The organism is Sulfuriferula nivalis, from assembly GCF_009937995.1.
Taxonomy (GTDB): Bacteria; Pseudomonadota; Gammaproteobacteria; order Burkholderiales; family Sulfuriferulaceae; genus Sulfuriferula; species Sulfuriferula nivalis.
Window position 1 is genome coordinate 3,015,044 of record NZ_AP021881.1, and the last position, 15,877, is coordinate 3,030,920.

The following is a 15,877-nucleotide window of genomic DNA, read 5'->3' on the forward strand; positions in this document are numbered from 1 at the left end:
TTATTTATGTTTTTTGTAAGTTATTTGTAAGATTTTATATAACAAAATTTAGAAAGTAAATATGGAAATTAAGTAATATTTACACCCACAAAAAATTGCGGGTTCGCATTAGGTTGCGCTATCTAGCACAGTCAAGATGAGAGCTCGCACTTCTCATGATAGAATTGCTGATTTGCTAACTTACGCGACAAATCATCATGAAAGATTTTATTCAGTATCTTGCCAGTCAAAGCCGTGTACCCAGCCCAGCAGTGAACAGTGGGCTTGACGATGCATTGACTCATCTGGACAACACCTTGGCCGGTATCGCAGCTGCACTACAAGTTGAATATATTGGACCTTATGTCGGCGTTGAAACCCTGAAAGCGCACGCAATGGTAATCCGCGCGCATGAATGGCAAATACACAAACCCACCTGGAGCATGAAAATCTGCTCCGCGGTCCCTGAAGCCAACTACCGCGCAGAGTGGCCAGCGCAAGGCGCAAGTCGTTTACGCAAACAACTCATAGTGAAAGCGTTACCAGAATTTTTTGCAGGATATACTGCAGCTGTACAAGCTGCTAATAAATTGGACACGCCGGCAGGCCAGCGTTTAGCGGCGATTAATACACAATTCAATCATGGCTAAACAACCGCTAATCATACTGAATGGCGAGGCCAAAGCCAGTGTTATTCTGCTACACGGATTAGGGGCGGACGGACATGATCTCGCGCCCGTTGTGGATATGTTGGCGATACCTGACGTACGCTTTGTGTTGCCGCATGCAGGTACCCGCCCCGTTACTATCAACGGCGGATATGTGATGCCAGCTTGGTATGATATTCAGTCAGCAGATATTACCCAGCAACAAGATGATGCGGGATTTGAACAAAGCAGACTAATTATTGATGGACTGATTGCTGATGAGATCAGCCTGGGCATACCACAGGAACGCATCATGCTGGCGGGATTTTCGCAAGGCGGGGCGATAGCCTTGTATAGTGGGTTAAGCTCTGAACTGCCTCTAGCCGGCATTGCCGCTTTATCCAGTTACTTACCCACACTACCAGCACTTAAACAGAATCCACCACCCATCTGGATGGCACATGGTAAGCATGATGACATAATTCCGTTAGCAGTCGCTGAAGCCAGCTGGTCAGCAGCCCCCAGCTATATGCCAGAGCGGCATACCTACCCCATGGGGCACGAAATCAGCATGGAAGAAATTACTGACTTACGCACCTGGCTGCTAAAAACACTCGCTTAAGCCTGGCCTGTCAGGTGTAAATATCTGTCCATTAACTGATCGTGCGTTTCTTCTATGCCGAGCGGAATGCAGTCAACTGGACAGACTTCCACACACTGAGGTGCATCATAGTGACCTACACATTCAGTGCACTTGTTAGGGTCAATTTCGTAAATGGAGTCGCCTTGATAAATCGCTTCATTAGGGCATTCAGGTTCACACACATCACAATTGATACATTCATCAGTAATTAATAAAGACATAGTTATTTCCTTTTACAATTTAATCAAATTTATTTTTTGCTGCAGCCGCGTCAATACCACGGGGCGCACATAAGGGCTGACATTACCGCCTAACATCGCAATTTCACGCACCATACTGGCAGAGACAAACATAAACTGCTCTGCGGGCGTCAAAAATACGGTTTCGACTTGCGGATTCAAATTACGATTCATGCCAGCCAACTGAAATTCATACTCAAAGTCGGACACCGCACGCAAGCCACGCAAGACTATATGCGATGATTGAGCGGCAACAAAATCCATAAGCAATCCAGAAAAACCCAGCACTCTCACATTCGGCATGTCAGAAAACACTTCCTGAGCCATTGCCACGCGCGTATCCAGATCAAAAAATGGCTGTTTATGCCCACCCAACGCAACCGCAACAACAATCTCGTCGAATATGCGCGTTGCACGTCGTACCAAATCTTCATGTCCGCAGGTCACTGGGTCAAACGTGCCAGGGTAAACTGCAATTTTATGCATGGTCATCCAGTTTTAGCAAATTAAAATGCGCCCGCCCGGCACGCCCTTCGCGCCATACAGTCCAGCCGGCTGGCACATCCAGGCTGCCATCGTGCTCAACATAAACATATGCACTAGGTTTAACAATCGCCGGCAAAATCGTCAAAATCGCCGCCTGCAATTTACTTGCAAACGGTGGGTCTATGAACACCAGATCAAATCTCGCCGGTGCTGCTTGAGTCAGCCATTTTACGCCATCTGCACATTCAAGAATAATATTGTTTGCAGCAAGCATAGCAATATTTTCACGTAATGCATTACACACTGTACGATTACGCTCTACCATCACCACTTGCGCAGCACCTCTGGAAGCAGCCTCAAACCCCAGCGCACCACTACCCGCAAATAAATCCAGGCAATACCAGCCTGGCAAATCCTGTCCTAACCAGTTAAACAATTTTTCCCGCACCGCATCAGCAGTAGGGCGCAACCCTTCTGCATCGGGAAAATCCAGTAACCGACGCCGCCATTGTCCGCCAATAATACGCACACGATTACGTTGCGCAGACTTCATTTAATGACTACACCACCAACCACCACAGTTGCGAGTTTACTTACATTGATACGACGAGAAAATGCACTTTTAATCTGATCCACCGTGACATCCGCAACATGCTTGGGGAAATCATCCAGATATGTCAGCGGCAATTGGTAATACCCCATCATCGCAATATATTCGAGCAATTCTTTATTGCTATCGATGCGTAATGGGAAGCCACCTATGATGTTGTTTTTAGCCTGGGTCAATTCCGCATCAGTCACACCGCCACTGATAAACGTATCCAAAGTATCACGCACCACGGCCAAAGCCTGATCAGTCTGCTCAGCCTTAGTCTGCAAACCTATCTGGAATGCGCCAGCTTGCTTCATAGGCATGAAATAACTGTAAACACTGTATGCCAGGCCACGTTTTTGTCGCACTTCTTCCATCAAACGCGAATCAAACCCACCACCGCCTAAAATGTAATTCCCCACATACAAGGCATAATAATCTGGGTCACCACGCGCAACCCCAGGCTGTCCTATCAAAATTTGGCTCTGTTTAGCCGGATAAGGAATCGTGCGCGACACCGCTTTAGCCAATGACATCACCGCTGGGATATCTGTATTCGCAGCCAGACTGGCAGCAGGTAGGCTGGCTGTCAGTTGCTGCGCAATGCCATCAGCCTGTGTTTTGGTGATATCGCCTATCATCGCAATCACCGCATGATTAGCGTTATAGTGCGTTTGGTAAAACTCATGCAAATCAGCTGCAGTTAATTTGCTTACCGTCGGTATTTCACCCGACTCGCGATTACCGTAAGGATGTCCAGCAAAAACCACCTGTGCAAATGCACGCGCCGCTAAACTTGCAGGTTCAGCTTCTGAAGCTCTCAACGCTGCAATAACACGGGCCTTTTCCCGTTCCACAATATTTGCCGCGAACGTAGGCGCATTGAGCACTTGCGTCAACATTGCCAATGCCGCCTGTCGTTCTTCGGTACGGCTCAAGGTACGCAAAGTTACCCCAGCACGATCAGCATCCAGACGCCCACCTAGCTGGGCACCGACATCCGCCAAATTACTCGCAATTTGATTATCGGTCAGGTTACCCGCGCCCTGATCTAGCATTCTGTGTGTCAGGCTGGCCAGGCCCAGCTTATCCGCTGGGTCATACGCACTACCCGCCGCGAAATCAACGCTCACATCGAGCATAGGTAAGTCATGACTTTCAATAAAATACACCTGCGCCCCGTTTGCCAACGTCCAATGCTGTACCGGCAATCCAGCCTGCGCATTCAACGTCACCAACATCGCAACAACTAATAATATCCAAGTACGCATGCTTTTCCTCAATTCAAGTGACGCATACCAGCTACGGGTGCGTGTATCGTTTGTTTATTAATCGGCTGCGGATCCAGCGTGGCAACCGTCAACTCATTATCTACCAGATATTTACGCGCTACTGCCTGCACTTGTGCAGCGGTTACTGCCTGCACCTTGTTTACATGATCTGCCACAGCAGCTACAGGCAACCCTGCCGATACATATTCACCCAACTGCATTGCCTGATAAAAAGTGGAATCCCGCTGATATACATTATTTGCAATCACTTGCGCCTTAACCCGCTTCAACTCATCCGCACTCACACCCGTTTGTATGATGGCAGTCACTTGGGCTCGCAATGCCGACTCTAAATCAGCAACCGTCTTCCCCTGAGTCGGCGTACCGTCGAGCATGAACAAACCTGGACCACGCGCCACCAGATCATAACTTGCTCCTGCCTGACTGGCGATACGCTGTTCACGCACTAACACACGTCCTAAGCGTGCAGCCTCATTACCATCCAGTATGCCCGCCAACACTTCTAGCGCATATGGCTCAGTGTCTTGCACCGCGTCCCGCAACACAGGAACATGATACGCCATCAACACGTAAGGTAATTTTGCAGGGGCTTTAACGTTGATCCGCTTAATGCCATCTTGGTCTGGCTCTACTTGTGGCTTACGCACAGGCAGCGGTTTGCTTGCTATCCCGGCAAAATACTGCGTCGCTAATGTCTTGACGTCAGCCACAGTCACATCCCCGACCACCACTAACGTAGCATTATTTGGCGCATACCAACGCTGATACCAATCGCGCGCATCATTGACTGTCATGTTCTCAATATCGTTCATCCAGCCGATGACAGGGCGACGATAAGGATGCGCCTGAAATGCTACCGACATCATGTTTTCATAAACCAAAGCTTGCGGCTGATCGTCAGTGCGCATACGCCGCTCTTCCATTACCACTTTATTTTCCTTGGCAAAGCTCTCGTCATTTAACAGCAGATTATGCATACGATCGGCTTCCAGCCGTAACGCCAACGCCAGTTGATCTTTCTGCAATTGTTCAAAGTACACAGTCTCATCCGTATTGGTAAACGCGTTTTCGCGTCCACCCGCTGCGGCGATCAGCTTGGAGAACTGTCCTTCCGGTACATCTTTAGTGCCTTTGAACATCATGTGCTCAAGCATGTGTGCCACGCCTGTCGTACCATTAAACTCATCCATACTGCCCGCGCGATACCAGACCTGGCTCACTACTATTGGTGCACGATGATCCTCTTGCACTATCACTTGCAAGCCATTATCCAGCGCAAACTGCTGTACCGCTGCAGCAGCAGGTAGGCTCATACACATCAAGCCTGTTATTAACCAACGTTTCATGTTTTTCCTTCACCTTAGAGATAGCACGCGCAGACTCAAATCCGCGTGATAAAATAACATTCTATTTAACCTATTGAAAGACTATCCTTATCGTGTTTAGTTTCTTCAAAAAAAAATCACCTGAACCAGTATTGGACACAGCGCCAGATTTGCCAGTTGTTCAGCCGCTCGTCGACCCTGTTATTGTTGAAACCGAAACTGAACTGAGTGTACCGCCTGCAGTGGCGCCCGGCAAACCAAGCTGGGCACAACGACTCAAACAAGGACTTTCACGTACCCGTGAACAGCTAGGCAAACAGCTAACTGGCCTGTTTAGTCTGGGTGGCAAAATTGACGAAGACTTATTCGAGGAACTGGAAACTATACTCCTCACTGCCGATGTCGGTATTGAAGCGACGCAAACACTGCTTGATCAATTACGTAGCAGAGTCAAAAAAGACAAGCTTACCGAAGCGGCACAATTACAAGGTGCGCTACAGGACGCATTAATTACATTACTGCAACCACTGGAGTCTGAACTCGACATCAGCACCCACAATCCCTTTGTCATTATGATGGTCGGCGTAAATGGTGCCGGCAAAACTACGACCATAGGTAAATTAGCAAAATTTTACCAGGCACAAGGTAAATCCGTCTTACTTGCAGCTGGCGACACTTTCCGTGCAGCAGCTCGTGAACAGCTCATGGTATGGGGGGAACGCAACAATGTGACTGTCATCGCTCAGGATGGTGGTGACTCGGCTGCGGTCATTTTTGATGCTATCGCCGCGGCACGTGCCCGCGGAATCGACATCGTGTTAGCCGATACAGCTGGCCGCCTGCCTACCCAGGCACATTTAATGGAAGAAATACGCAAAGTAAAACGCGTCATCCAGAAAACCGACCCTGCTGCGCCGCACGAAGTACTCCTCGTCCTGGACGCAAACACGGGACAAAATGCGGTTACCCAGGTCAAAACCTTTGACGATGTGCTGGGCGTAACTGGATTAGTACTGACCAAGCTCGACGGCACTGCCAAAGGCGGGGTAATCGCGGCCATTGCTAAATCTCGACCACACCCGATACGTTTTATCGGCGTTGGAGAAAGCTTGGATGATTTACGTCCCTTTGTAGCCAGTGAGTTTGTCCATGCTTTATTTGAAAGCAATCCTTCATGATAGGTCTTGAAAAAGTCAGCAAACGCTACCCTGGTGGCCATGATGCTCTATCCAATGTCACGTTGGAAATCGAAGCGGGCGAGCTGGTTTTCCTCACTGGCCATTCAGGTGCAGGCAAAAGTACGCTTATCAAACTCATCGCTTCGATAGAACGCCCCACCGGTGGCACAATTTACGTCAACAACCATAATGTCAGCAAGATTCGTCGTGCTGCTATTCCCTACTTACGCCGGAATATGGGGCTGATTTTTCAAGACCATAAACTTTTATTCGATCGCAATGTTATTCAAAACGTACTATTGCCTTTGGAAATAGCAGGGTACTCACGACATGACGCCTATGCCCGTGCACGGGCGGCATTAGATAAAGTAGGATTACTGCAACGTGAAAAAGCCAACCCTATTGCGCTATCAGGTGGTGAACAGCAACGGGTATGCATAGCTCGAGCCGTCGTATCCAGACCCACGCTATTGCTGGCTGATGAGCCAACAGGCAATTTAGATAATGCATACGCCACAGAAATTATGCAGATGTTTAAAGCATTCCACCAAGCTGGCACAACCATTATCATTTCAACACACGATCAGTCTGCTATCGACAATGGCCGTGTCATTCATCTGGAACATGGCAAGGTAATCTCATGAAGACCTGGCTCATACATCATCGACTAGCGATTATGGCTACATTAAAGCAAATGTGGGGCACACCGCTTGCCAGTTTGTTGACTTTATTTGCGATCGGCATCACGCTGAGTTTACCTACAGGCATGCTGGTCATACTCAACAACGCAAGTGAAATCGCGGCCAACCTGCCCAACCCCAATGAAATTAGCGTATATATGGATGTACACAGCAATGGTGCCAAACTGAAGGCCCAGTTGTCTGCATTACCTAACGTAGCCCATGTAGAGTTCATTCCTAAACAAACTGCACTCACGCAAATTGGACAGCAACTTAATCTTGGACAGCTGATTAATGAGCTACCACAGAACCCTCTGCCTGATGCCTGGATCATCACACCAGCTAATAATGATATCGACAGCATTAAGAATTTAATTTCACAGCTTGAAAAACTTCCCGACGTTAACCTAGTTCAATCCGATCACATATGGTCACAACGCCTTGATGCCCTACTGAAATTGGGACAAAACATGCTAATGTTACTTGCGGGGATACTGGCTTTTGCCCTCATTGCTATTACAAGTAATACCATACACCTGCAAATTAGCACCCGCCATGCCGAGATTGAAGTTAGCCAATTAATTGGCGCAACTGACAGATATATTCGTCGCCCCTTTCTTTATTTTGGTACGATACAGGGCTTACTTGGCGGCATCATTGCATGGTTAATTGTATTTATCTGCATACAGCTACTTACGCCACAACTTGTAGCTCTTGGTAAATTGTATGACACACACCTGCTCATTCATGTACTAACTCCAACTGACAGTTTATTGTTACTCGCGCTATCAGCTGCCATGGGCTGGATTGGTGCTTATTTTGCTGTAAGCCGATCACTGGCTAATATCAGAAAATTTGCCTAAGTTGGGAACTTCTTATAGCTAGCACTCTCTTACATAGAGTGCTAAAATCATTACAGAAGGTATTACCTACATGACTACAGCTATGAATTTACCTACATTAAGTAACAATGCCACCAGTTTGGAAAACTATATCCATACGGTGAACAACTACCCCATGCTCACACTGGAAGAAGAAGTGAGTCTGGGCAGGCAACTGCGCGATCAGGGTGACGTTGACGCTGCCAAACATCTAGTGTTGTCCCATTTACGTGTTGTAGTAAGTATGGCGCGTAAGTTTGTAGGCTATGGTTTGCCCCAAGCGGATTTAATTCAGGAAGGCAATATTGGCCTGATGAAAGCAGTCAAACGTTTCGATCCTGACCGTGGTGTTCGTTTAGTGTCATTTGCCATGCACTGGATAAGTGCAGAAATGCATGAATACATCGTACGCAATTGGCGCATGGTGAAAATTGCGACCACCAAAGGTCAGCGTAAACTGTTTTTTAACCTGCGCAGCATGAAAACCAGTGGCAGCAGCTTAACGCCAACCGAAATCACTGATATTGCCGAGAAACTTGGTGTAAAGCGTGAAGAGGTTATGGAGATGGAGACCCGCTTCAGCGGTCAGGATCTCACGCTGGAGCCATTTGATGACGATGGTGAGGAGACTTATGGTCCTTTGGCTTATTTAACTGACGCTGAAGCAGAGCCATCACAAATTTTAGCCCGTGCAGAACATGACCGCTTAAGCAGTACTGGTTTAAACAACGCGCTGGCATCATTAGATGAGCGTAGCCGGCATATAGTTGAATCCCGCTGGCTGCAGGAAGAAAATCCTGCAACATTACACGAACTGGCTGCTGAGTACAGCATTTCAGCCGAGCGTGTGCGTCAAATCGAGCAAAAAGCAATGCAAAAAATGAAACTTGCACTCCATGCTTAGGATGTTTTTCGATATCCAATAAAAAACCCGCTAATGCGGGTTTTTTATTGGATCGATACATTAATACAAATTAAGCAAAGATCACTACAGATAAGAAGCTCAACCATGCTGTTACAATTAAAGCCACTGTAATACCTAATGGCACAATACTATTATTACCAAATAACATTTCTTTCATTTCACTACCCTCTAAAAAATATTAGCAAATTGTAAACCATTTCCCATCATTAACGCAATTTTATGGAATCTACATCAGCTTCTGACCGGTTTGCAGGCAACATAGGGTCATCATCATCCATTAGAATCCGTTGAGCAGGACCTTCCATATCTTCGAACTGACCAGTTCTTATCGCCCAAAATATGCCCAGCACCATAAAAATAATAAATATAGCGGTCATAGTCAATAAAAAGACCAAAGTTGAAGTCGTCATAAATTTACCTATTTTAATCGCAACGCATTTAATACCACTATCAACGAACTAAGTGACATACCCAATGCTGCAAGCCATGGGGAAACATAGCCCATAGCAGCAAATGGCAACGCCGTCAGATTATATACTACCGCCCAAATCAAATTTTGCCGCATCACTACCAAGGTATTTTTACCCATATCCAATGCGGCCACTACATCTGTCAACTTGCTGGACAGCAGTACCACATCACTACTTTGACTTGCTACATCCGTACCCGTTCCCATTGCGAATGAAACCTGTGCACCTGACAACACAGGTGCATCATTCACACCGTCACCCACCATGGCTACGACAGCACCCTGTGCTTGTAGTCGTTTAAGTTGATCAAATTTATCCTGTGGCCGTTGTTGCGACAGAAAGTCCGTCACTCCCAATTGTCGCGCTACGTATTCGACAGCCTGAGGTGCATCACCAGACAATATACTGACTGAAATGCCTCGTGACTGTAGCTGTTCGACAGCCATTTTTGCATCGACTCTCAAATCATCTGCCAACGCAAAGACCGCAATCACACGAGTTGCATCACATAGCCACACCAAAGTGGCTTGCTCCGAGTTAATTTGCAAATCCGTGATCGCATAAGCTTTACTTGCTAAAGCATAACCCTGGTTACCTATTGTATAGCTCACGCCTGAGATCTCAGCAGCGATACCTTGTCCCGCAACATTAGTCGCATTTATGACTGGGTAAAGTTCAGTCGCTTCAACTTTATGCACGAAGGCGCGTGCTAATGGATGCTCTGATATCTGTTCTAAACTTGCCGCAATCTTTAAACTTTCTTCGATGGATATATCTGCAAACACTCGTATGTCAACAATTACTGGATGCCCCACCGTCAGCGTTCCCGTCTTATCGAAAACTACGTGGGTCACATGCGCAAGGGTCTCCATTGCATGCCCTCGCAAAACCAGGATACCCTTCTTAATCAGGTGTGACCCCGCAGCAGCCAATGCGGCTGGCACTGCCAGTGACAGTGCGCATGGACACGTCACCACCAACACAGATAGCACAATTTCAAATGCACGCGTGTGGTCAATTAGCAACCAAACAACACCAACCGCCAACGCAAACAGCAATAAACCCCAAGTAAACCAGGCAGCAACCTTATCTGCCAATTGGGCGATTTTCGGCTTTTCCGCTTGTGCTTTATCGACCAAACGAACTATGCCCGCCAATACAGTGTCTTCACCCACGCCTGTTACTCTGATCACTAACGGGCTATCGAGATTGACACTTCCAGCAATCACACCACTTCCATGCACTTTTATTATTGCGCGGGATTCACCTGTCAATAATGACTCATCTGCCGTTGATTCACCTTCGACAACTATCCCATCTGCTGCCATTGCCTCGCCAGATTTCACTAAAATCAAATCATCCGGCATAAGCTCCATTACAGGTACGTAACTTTGTTGCCCATCCTTTATCCGCATTGCCATAGCTGGCTGCAACTTCAGTAAATTTTCTGCTGCCTCAACTGACTTTTCTCGCGCACCCGTTTCCAGCAACCTAGTCGCCAGTAAGAATAAGGTAAACATACCTATGGTGTCATAGTAAACGTGTGCACCACCAAACACGGTAACCCACACGCTCCCTAGGAATGCTGTAATTATTGCCAACGCGACTGGCACATCCATATTCAGATGCCCTGACTTTATACCGCTCCATGCTGAACGATAAAATGGCATTGCAGCAAACGTAGCTACGGGTATTGTCAACATCATACTAAACCAGCGCAGCAGCTCCATTATATCCTGCGTCATACCATACCAGGCACCAGCATATAATCCTACGGCTAGCATCATCACCTGTGCGGAGGCTATTCCTGCTATAGCAATGCGTTGTAAATCTTTTTTGTGCTTGGTTTTACGTAATTTATCTGCCTGATGGGCGTTATATGGATGCGCGTTATAACCTAGCAGTTGTATCTCTTTTAGTATGGTTGATAAGTTTATCTTGCGCTCATCCCAGGCAACTCGTGCGCGATGACTCGCATAATTAACCTCGACGCTTATAACACCGTCTAATTGCCGTATGTGTCGCTCGTTTAACCAAACACAAGCAGCACAAGTGATGCCTTCGAGTATCAGTACAGCTTCTTTCGCGTTTTCACCTGAAACAATTACGAAACTGCGTTGAATATCAGGATGATCATATAACGCCAGTTTCTTAATTTCATCAGGTAGAACTTCTTGCCCGCTCGCAGGCATCGCTGTTCTGCTCTGATAATAGGCTTCCAGGCCATTATCGACTATAGACTGCGCGACCGCCTGACAACCACGACAACACATACCATGTTCATGACCTGCTATCTTTACTCGATAATCTATTTTAGGTGGTATCGTTTGACCACAGTGATAGCACGAAGTTGAATCTATCAATCAACCCGCCTTTTTGGCCAACACATCACGATCAACTTCTAGCCTCTTACCTTCAGCCTCTATCTCTGTGCGCATTATCCATGTACCTGAATGTGGGATCGTAAACTGTCCATTATATTGACCCAATCCTCCATCATCCAATCGGCTCTCGGCAACAGCAGCAACATTCCCAGCCCGGAAAAACCTAACCTGTACATCTGCATTCAAAATTGGCTGATTTTGTTTATCGTGTAAATTCACCACAATCGCATTGGTTAATTTCTCACCTGCAATTAAATTATTTACCCCGTCAATCTCGATTTTCCATCCCAAAGTTTGCAAACTGTTCAACTTTTTAAGCTGCTCTGCTTCAGGTGCACCGGCATGTTCATCATGTCGGGTTACACCGGAAAATGCTGTGTATACAGGCTTAATATTTGCTTTCGGTAAAAACCAGCTAGCAACCTGTGTAGATACCCCCTTACTGGATATGGATACAAAGGAACCATCAACTACAAATAACACCATGAAAAATCCTATAAAAATTTTAGGAATCCAGTGCATACGGTTTGATGGTTCTTTCTTGGCACCAGTCAGCAGCGTCATAGCCGTTGCTGTAGATAAAAAAACCGCCAAGTGTATCGATACGGTGTCTAAACTCAGACCCTGAATCATGCTATACGCCAATATAGCGATACTGACTAAAGCACCTGACACAACACCTCTCCAATAATTGGCAATACCAAACTTACCTAATATCAGATGTATTAATACTACTGCAACAACGCCGCCAAATAATGTTTGAATTAGACTCATGTGTGATTATGCTCATTGTAAAAGTTTGCTGACTCTTCACTACGATCAGCAGGGTTGGTTAATGACTGAATTACAAAAGTGAAATGTTCGTATTTTTCTGCTAATTCAGGCTCTAGCTTTACGCTTGCCTGCACGATAACACTCTTACCGCTATGCACTGTGACATTTTCCATACCACCTAAATCCAAAGCCTGTGGCGGTAAATTTTTAGCACTAATACTATAAACCGCATCTCTATCAGTTTTATTTGTCAGTCTAATTTGATACCTGTTTCTAATTTCCCCACTAGACAAAATCACAAACAAGGGTTGTCGAATCTGCTGCACACTCTCTTCAAACTCAGTCCTCTGGCTAATGCTATATAACAAACCAAAAGTCATAACCAATATCGCAATCAAATATCCCGCAGCTTTCCAACGCTTCCAACTTATAGCTGGGGGCTTGGGAGTTTCCAAAGCCAAATTCGCCTCGGAGTCGTATCGTATTAAACCCTTAGGGTAACCCATTGAATCCATTATATTATTGCATGCGTCTATACACAATCCACACGATATACACTTGTATTGCAAACCATCGCGTATATCAATACCTGCCGGGCAAACCTGCACGCAAAAGCCGCAATCTATACAATCTCCATGACCTTGTTCAATACGTGTTTCCCTGCTCTTCAACTCACCTCTAGGCGAAATTCTGCCTTTTTCACCCTCACCTCTCCGAACGTCATACGCAACTGCTAATGTCTCAGGTTCGTACATTACACTTTGAAAACGTCCATAGGGACAAATATACGCACATATCTGTTCACGCATAAATGCAGCTGCCGCGTATGTGCTTAGTCCTAATCCAAGCACACCGATATAGGCTGCACTGGCTGCATCACCTGTGAAAAATCGCTTTAATAAATCCGGGGCATATCCAAAATACAATACAAATGTAATACCAGTCCAGAATGCAATCAGCAGCCAGATTAAGTGTGTTCCACCCACTTTGAAAATCTTTTCTGCATTCCAATCCTGCTTTTGCAACCGCAATCGAGCTGGACGCTCACCTTGTATGAATTGTTCCACCCATATAAACAAATCAGTCCACAAAGTCTGGAAACAGAAATAGCCGCAAAATGCCCGACCAATTAATGTTGTTGCAAAAAACAATATCGCAGCAGCTATAAATAAGAGTATTGCTAACCAGAATACATTCTGTGGATATACAACTAAATCGAATATGAAAAAACGGCGCCCATCCATATCAAACATCACCGCTTGTGATGCCGCATCATGTCTATGCCAAGGCAACCATGGCAAACCAAAATACACCGTATATGCCAATACTAAAACTGCAGTTTTAAAGTTACGGAATTTACCCTTTACTGAACGCGTAACAATAGGCATACGCTTCTCATAAAACTCAATTGGTTGCTCTGTTCCTGTCGTCATTTCATCTCCACAATGCAAAACCCCCGCATGAAGCGGGGGCTATTACGTTTACTGATTATAAATGCTCATAGCTGTCAGCAATCTTACTTACCGCCACCCAATTCATGCACATACACAGTTAACAATTTGATTTGATCAGCTGACAAACGATCTTGCCAAGCGGGCATTACACCCTTGTTCAAACCCTTACGAATCACATTCTTTACTGCAGCCTCTTTATCAGCAATTGTATCAGCGCCTGGAACATTAGCCCACAACCAGATTCTATCTGTTAAATTAGCAGAACCAATTTCTTGTCGACCATGCGCATTATCACCGTGGCAGTAGTAGCACGCTGCTGTTTCTGAGTGGAATAATGCGTTACCAGCTTGTGCACTGACAGGGTCAACTGCAATTTTTGATAAGCTCAATACATAATCAGCTAACTGTGAAACCTGCTTATCATCCAGAACTTCTGCGAAAGGCGGCATGTAACCGTGACGGCCATGAGTAATTGTTTGCTGAATTTTAGCAAATTCACCACCATACAGCCAATCATCATCTGTCAAGTTCGGAGCAAACCCAACCTTACCCGCACCACCTTGCTGATGGCAAGCCGCGCAGTTGTCAGAAAACAATTGCTTACCTGCTGATACCACAAAGCTGTCCAACTCAGGATCTTTCGTAATTTTCTCAAATGGCGTATCTGCCACTTTTGTATAATACGGCTTTTGCGCTGTTACGGCCTCGTTGGTCTCTTTCATTAACAACGCACGAGTATTCCAATGTGTTGTTTTTGTAACGCCCTTGTCATTCACGTAGGTAATCGTATCAAAACCTTTTGTATAACTGCCACCTATTGGCCATGCCGGGTAAAGAAACCAATATATAACAGCCGCTGCCACACTGATGTAGAAAGAAACCAACCACCATGTAGGCACTGGATTATTATATTCTTGCAAATCGCCATCCCAAGCATGACCCGTAGTTTGCGGTGCTGGCTTCTGTCCTGTTTTCTGATTCATTTTTTATCTTCCTTGATCTCGGTCTCATCATCTAGGAATGGCATATCCTTGTATGTTTCTAACCGTTCACTTCGTTTTTTATCACCAAACACGTACAACATTATGAACACAAAAGTGACAAATAAGATCACCAGTGCAACAGGTTTAGTATGTTCAAACGAAGAAAACCAATTTAGCCATTCCATTATCAAATTCCTAACTTAACGATATTTGACGAACTCATCGTCATCATATTTACGGAAATCAACCATAGTGCCTAGCACTTGCAAATAAGCAACTAATGCATCCATTTCAGTAATATTTGAATTATCACCGTCATAGTTATTTTCTTGAGCCTGCGCAATCAGATTCTTACGTGCATCCGCAATATTAAGTAATTTTGCCGTATCTGCACCAAATTTCTTAACGTTAGCTTCATATTCAGTTTTATTCAATGAATAAGGCACACCTACTGCACGCAACGCCATCATACGATCGGTTATATCAGAATAATCAAGCTCTGTTTTCAATAACCATGGGAAATTTGGCATTACAGACTGCGGAACCATAGATTTTGGATTGTTCAAATGCGCGACCTGCCATTCGTTGGAGTACTTTTTACCCACACGTGCCAAATCAGGACCGGTACGCTTTGAACCCCATTGGAATGGATGATCATACTGTGACTCAGCCGCTAATGAATAATGGCCATAACGCAGAGCCTCATCCCGGAATGGACGTATCATTTGTGAATGGCACAAATAGCAGCCTTCACGTTGATAGATATCACGTCCACGTTGTTCTAAAGGTGTATATGGACGAACCCCATCAACCTTTTCAACTGTATCTTTAATAAAGAACAGCGGCGCAATCTCCACCAAACCACCCACACTAATCGCCAACATAGTCAGCACTAACAAAAGACCAACGTTAGTTTCTATCCATTCATGCTTGAAATTAAACATA

17 protein-coding genes are annotated in these 15,877 nt (G+C 45.6%); 6 read left to right on the forward strand and 11 right to left on the reverse strand.

Annotation, left to right across the window (positions count from 1 at the left end; genetic code table 11):
• Positions 1-197 precede the first annotated feature (197 nt).
• Complete coding sequence (locus SFSGTM_RS14785) at positions 198-629, forward strand: hypothetical protein (protein WP_162085827.1); 432 nt, start codon at positions 198-200, stop codon at positions 627-629.
• Positions 622-1,248, forward strand: a complete 627-nt coding sequence (locus SFSGTM_RS14790) for an alpha/beta hydrolase (protein WP_162085828.1) — start codon at positions 622-624, stop codon at positions 1,246-1,248. Before SFSGTM_RS14785 ends, SFSGTM_RS14790 begins: the two co-directional genes overlap by 8 nt.
• Here the strand turns inward: SFSGTM_RS14790 and SFSGTM_RS14795 are convergent.
• The 5 genes from SFSGTM_RS14795 to SFSGTM_RS14815 are packed head-to-tail and all read right to left on the reverse strand — an operon-like array spanning position 1,245 to position 5,224.
• A complete protein-coding gene (locus tag SFSGTM_RS14795) occupies positions 1,245-1,490 on the reverse strand; it encodes a YfhL family 4Fe-4S dicluster ferredoxin (RefSeq protein ID WP_162085829.1) in 246 nt (81 codons plus the stop codon). The two genes, SFSGTM_RS14790 and SFSGTM_RS14795, sit on opposite strands and share 4 nt — an antisense overlap.
• Before the next feature lie 12 nt (positions 1,491-1,502).
• Positions 1,503-1,994 carry a pantetheine-phosphate adenylyltransferase gene (coaD, locus tag SFSGTM_RS14800; protein ID WP_162085830.1) on the reverse strand — a complete coding sequence of 164 codons (492 nt, stop codon included), beginning with the start codon at positions 1,992-1,994 and terminating at the stop codon, positions 1,503-1,505.
• On the reverse strand, positions 1,987-2,547 hold the full coding sequence (rsmD, locus tag SFSGTM_RS14805) for a 16S rRNA (guanine(966)-N(2))-methyltransferase RsmD (protein ID WP_162085831.1): 561 nt from the start codon (positions 2,545-2,547) through the stop codon (positions 1,987-1,989). The genes coaD and rsmD overlap by 8 nt, the downstream gene beginning before the upstream one ends.
• Positions 2,544-3,857, reverse strand: coding sequence for a M16 family metallopeptidase (locus tag SFSGTM_RS14810; RefSeq protein ID WP_162085832.1), 1,314 nt, complete (start codon positions 3,855-3,857; stop codon positions 2,544-2,546). The genes rsmD and SFSGTM_RS14810 overlap by 4 nt, the downstream gene beginning before the upstream one ends.
• Before the next feature lie 8 nt (positions 3,858-3,865).
• Complete coding sequence (locus tag SFSGTM_RS14815) at positions 3,866-5,224, reverse strand: M16 family metallopeptidase (RefSeq protein ID WP_162085833.1); 1,359 nt, start codon at positions 5,222-5,224, stop codon at positions 3,866-3,868.
• 92 nt (positions 5,225-5,316) lie between these two features.
• Between SFSGTM_RS14815 and ftsY the strand changes: the two genes are divergently transcribed.
• The 4 genes from ftsY (at position 5,317) to rpoH (ending at position 8,846) form a co-directional block, all read left to right on the forward strand.
• Positions 5,317-6,381, forward strand: coding sequence for a signal recognition particle-docking protein FtsY (ftsY, locus tag SFSGTM_RS14820; RefSeq protein WP_162085834.1), 1,065 nt, complete (start codon positions 5,317-5,319; stop codon positions 6,379-6,381).
• Positions 6,378-7,025, forward strand: a complete 648-nt coding sequence (ftsE, locus tag SFSGTM_RS14825; RefSeq protein ID WP_162085835.1) for a cell division ATP-binding protein FtsE — start codon at positions 6,378-6,380, stop codon at positions 7,023-7,025. The genes ftsY and ftsE overlap by 4 nt, the downstream gene beginning before the upstream one ends.
• Positions 7,022-7,924: a permease-like cell division protein FtsX gene (ftsX, locus tag SFSGTM_RS14830; protein ID WP_162085836.1), complete on the forward strand. Its 903-nt coding sequence runs from the start codon at positions 7,022-7,024 to the stop codon at positions 7,922-7,924. Before ftsE ends, ftsX begins: the two co-directional genes overlap by 4 nt.
• 70 nt (positions 7,925-7,994) lie before the next feature.
• Positions 7,995-8,846 (forward strand): RNA polymerase sigma factor RpoH, encoded by an 852-nt coding sequence (gene rpoH, locus SFSGTM_RS14835; RefSeq protein WP_162085837.1) that lies wholly within the window; start codon positions 7,995-7,997, stop codon positions 8,844-8,846.
• Positions 8,847-9,073: 227 nt separating this feature from the next.
• Here rpoH and ccoS read toward each other — a convergent pair whose 3' ends face one another.
• From ccoS to ccoO, 6 genes are all read right to left on the reverse strand, one after another.
• A complete protein-coding gene (gene ccoS / locus SFSGTM_RS14840; protein WP_162085838.1) occupies positions 9,074-9,277 on the reverse strand; it encodes a cbb3-type cytochrome oxidase assembly protein CcoS in 204 nt (67 codons plus the stop codon).
• An 8-nt stretch (positions 9,278-9,285) separates the two neighbouring features.
• Positions 9,286-11,700: a heavy metal translocating P-type ATPase gene (locus SFSGTM_RS14845; protein ID WP_232525995.1), complete on the reverse strand. Its 2,415-nt coding sequence runs from the start codon at positions 11,698-11,700 to the stop codon at positions 9,286-9,288.
• A complete protein-coding gene (locus tag SFSGTM_RS14850) occupies positions 11,701-12,285 on the reverse strand; it encodes a FixH family protein (RefSeq protein WP_162085839.1) in 585 nt (194 codons plus the stop codon).
• A 206-nt stretch (positions 12,286-12,491) separates the two neighbouring features.
• On the reverse strand, positions 12,492-13,928 hold the full coding sequence (gene ccoG, locus SFSGTM_RS14855; RefSeq protein ID WP_162085840.1) for a cytochrome c oxidase accessory protein CcoG: 1,437 nt from the start codon (positions 13,926-13,928) through the stop codon (positions 12,492-12,494).
• A gap of 83 nt (positions 13,929-14,011) precedes the next feature.
• Entirely contained in the window at positions 14,012-14,932 is a 921-nt protein-coding gene (ccoP, locus tag SFSGTM_RS14860; protein ID WP_162085841.1) for a cytochrome-c oxidase, cbb3-type subunit III, read from the reverse strand.
• Between the two features lie 200 nt (positions 14,933-15,132).
• The gene (gene ccoO, locus SFSGTM_RS14870; RefSeq protein ID WP_162085843.1) at positions 15,133-15,876 is read right to left on the reverse strand and encodes a cytochrome-c oxidase, cbb3-type subunit II; all 744 of its coding nucleotides are present in this window, start codon (positions 15,874-15,876) and stop codon (positions 15,133-15,135) included.
• Position 15,877 lies beyond the last annotated feature (1 nt).

Excerpts from the sequence above, each read along its gene's own strand:
- ftsX (WP_162085836.1), top strand. The coding sequence starts at position 7,022 with ATGAAGACCTGGCTCATACATCATCGACTAGCGATTATGGCTACATTA.
- ccoP (WP_162085841.1), bottom strand. The coding sequence starts at position 14,932 with ATGAATCAGAAAACAGGACAGAAGCCAGCACCGCAAACTACGGGTCAT.
- ccoS (WP_162085838.1), bottom strand. The coding sequence starts at position 9,277 with ATGACGACTTCAACTTTGGTCTTTTTATTGACTATGACCGCTATATTT.
- SFSGTM_RS14785 (WP_162085827.1), top strand. The coding sequence starts at position 198 with ATGAAAGATTTTATTCAGTATCTTGCCAGTCAAAGCCGTGTACCCAGC.
- SFSGTM_RS14795 (WP_162085829.1), bottom strand. The coding sequence starts at position 1,490 with ATGTCTTTATTAATTACTGATGAATGTATCAATTGTGATGTGTGTGAA.
- SFSGTM_RS14810 (WP_162085832.1), bottom strand. The coding sequence starts at position 3,857 with ATGCGTACTTGGATATTATTAGTTGTTGCGATGTTGGTGACGTTGAAT.
- ccoO (WP_162085843.1), bottom strand. The coding sequence starts at position 15,876 with ATGTTTAATTTCAAGCATGAATGGATAGAAACTAACGTTGGTCTTTTG.
- rsmD (WP_162085831.1), bottom strand. The coding sequence starts at position 2,547 with ATGAAGTCTGCGCAACGTAATCGTGTGCGTATTATTGGCGGACAATGG.
- ccoG (WP_162085840.1), bottom strand. The coding sequence starts at position 13,928 with ATGACGACAGGAACAGAGCAACCAATTGAGTTTTATGAGAAGCGTATG.
- coaD (WP_162085830.1), bottom strand. The coding sequence starts at position 1,994 with ATGCATAAAATTGCAGTTTACCCTGGCACGTTTGACCCAGTGACCTGC.
- SFSGTM_RS14790 (WP_162085828.1), top strand. The coding sequence starts at position 622 with ATGGCTAAACAACCGCTAATCATACTGAATGGCGAGGCCAAAGCCAGT.
- SFSGTM_RS14815 (WP_162085833.1), bottom strand. The coding sequence starts at position 5,224 with ATGAAACGTTGGTTAATAACAGGCTTGATGTGTATGAGCCTACCTGCT.
- ftsE (WP_162085835.1), top strand. The coding sequence starts at position 6,378 with ATGATAGGTCTTGAAAAAGTCAGCAAACGCTACCCTGGTGGCCATGAT.
- rpoH (WP_162085837.1), top strand. The coding sequence starts at position 7,995 with ATGACTACAGCTATGAATTTACCTACATTAAGTAACAATGCCACCAGT.
- SFSGTM_RS14850 (WP_162085839.1), bottom strand. The coding sequence starts at position 12,285 with ATGACGCTGCTGACTGGTGCCAAGAAAGAACCATCAAACCGTATGCAC.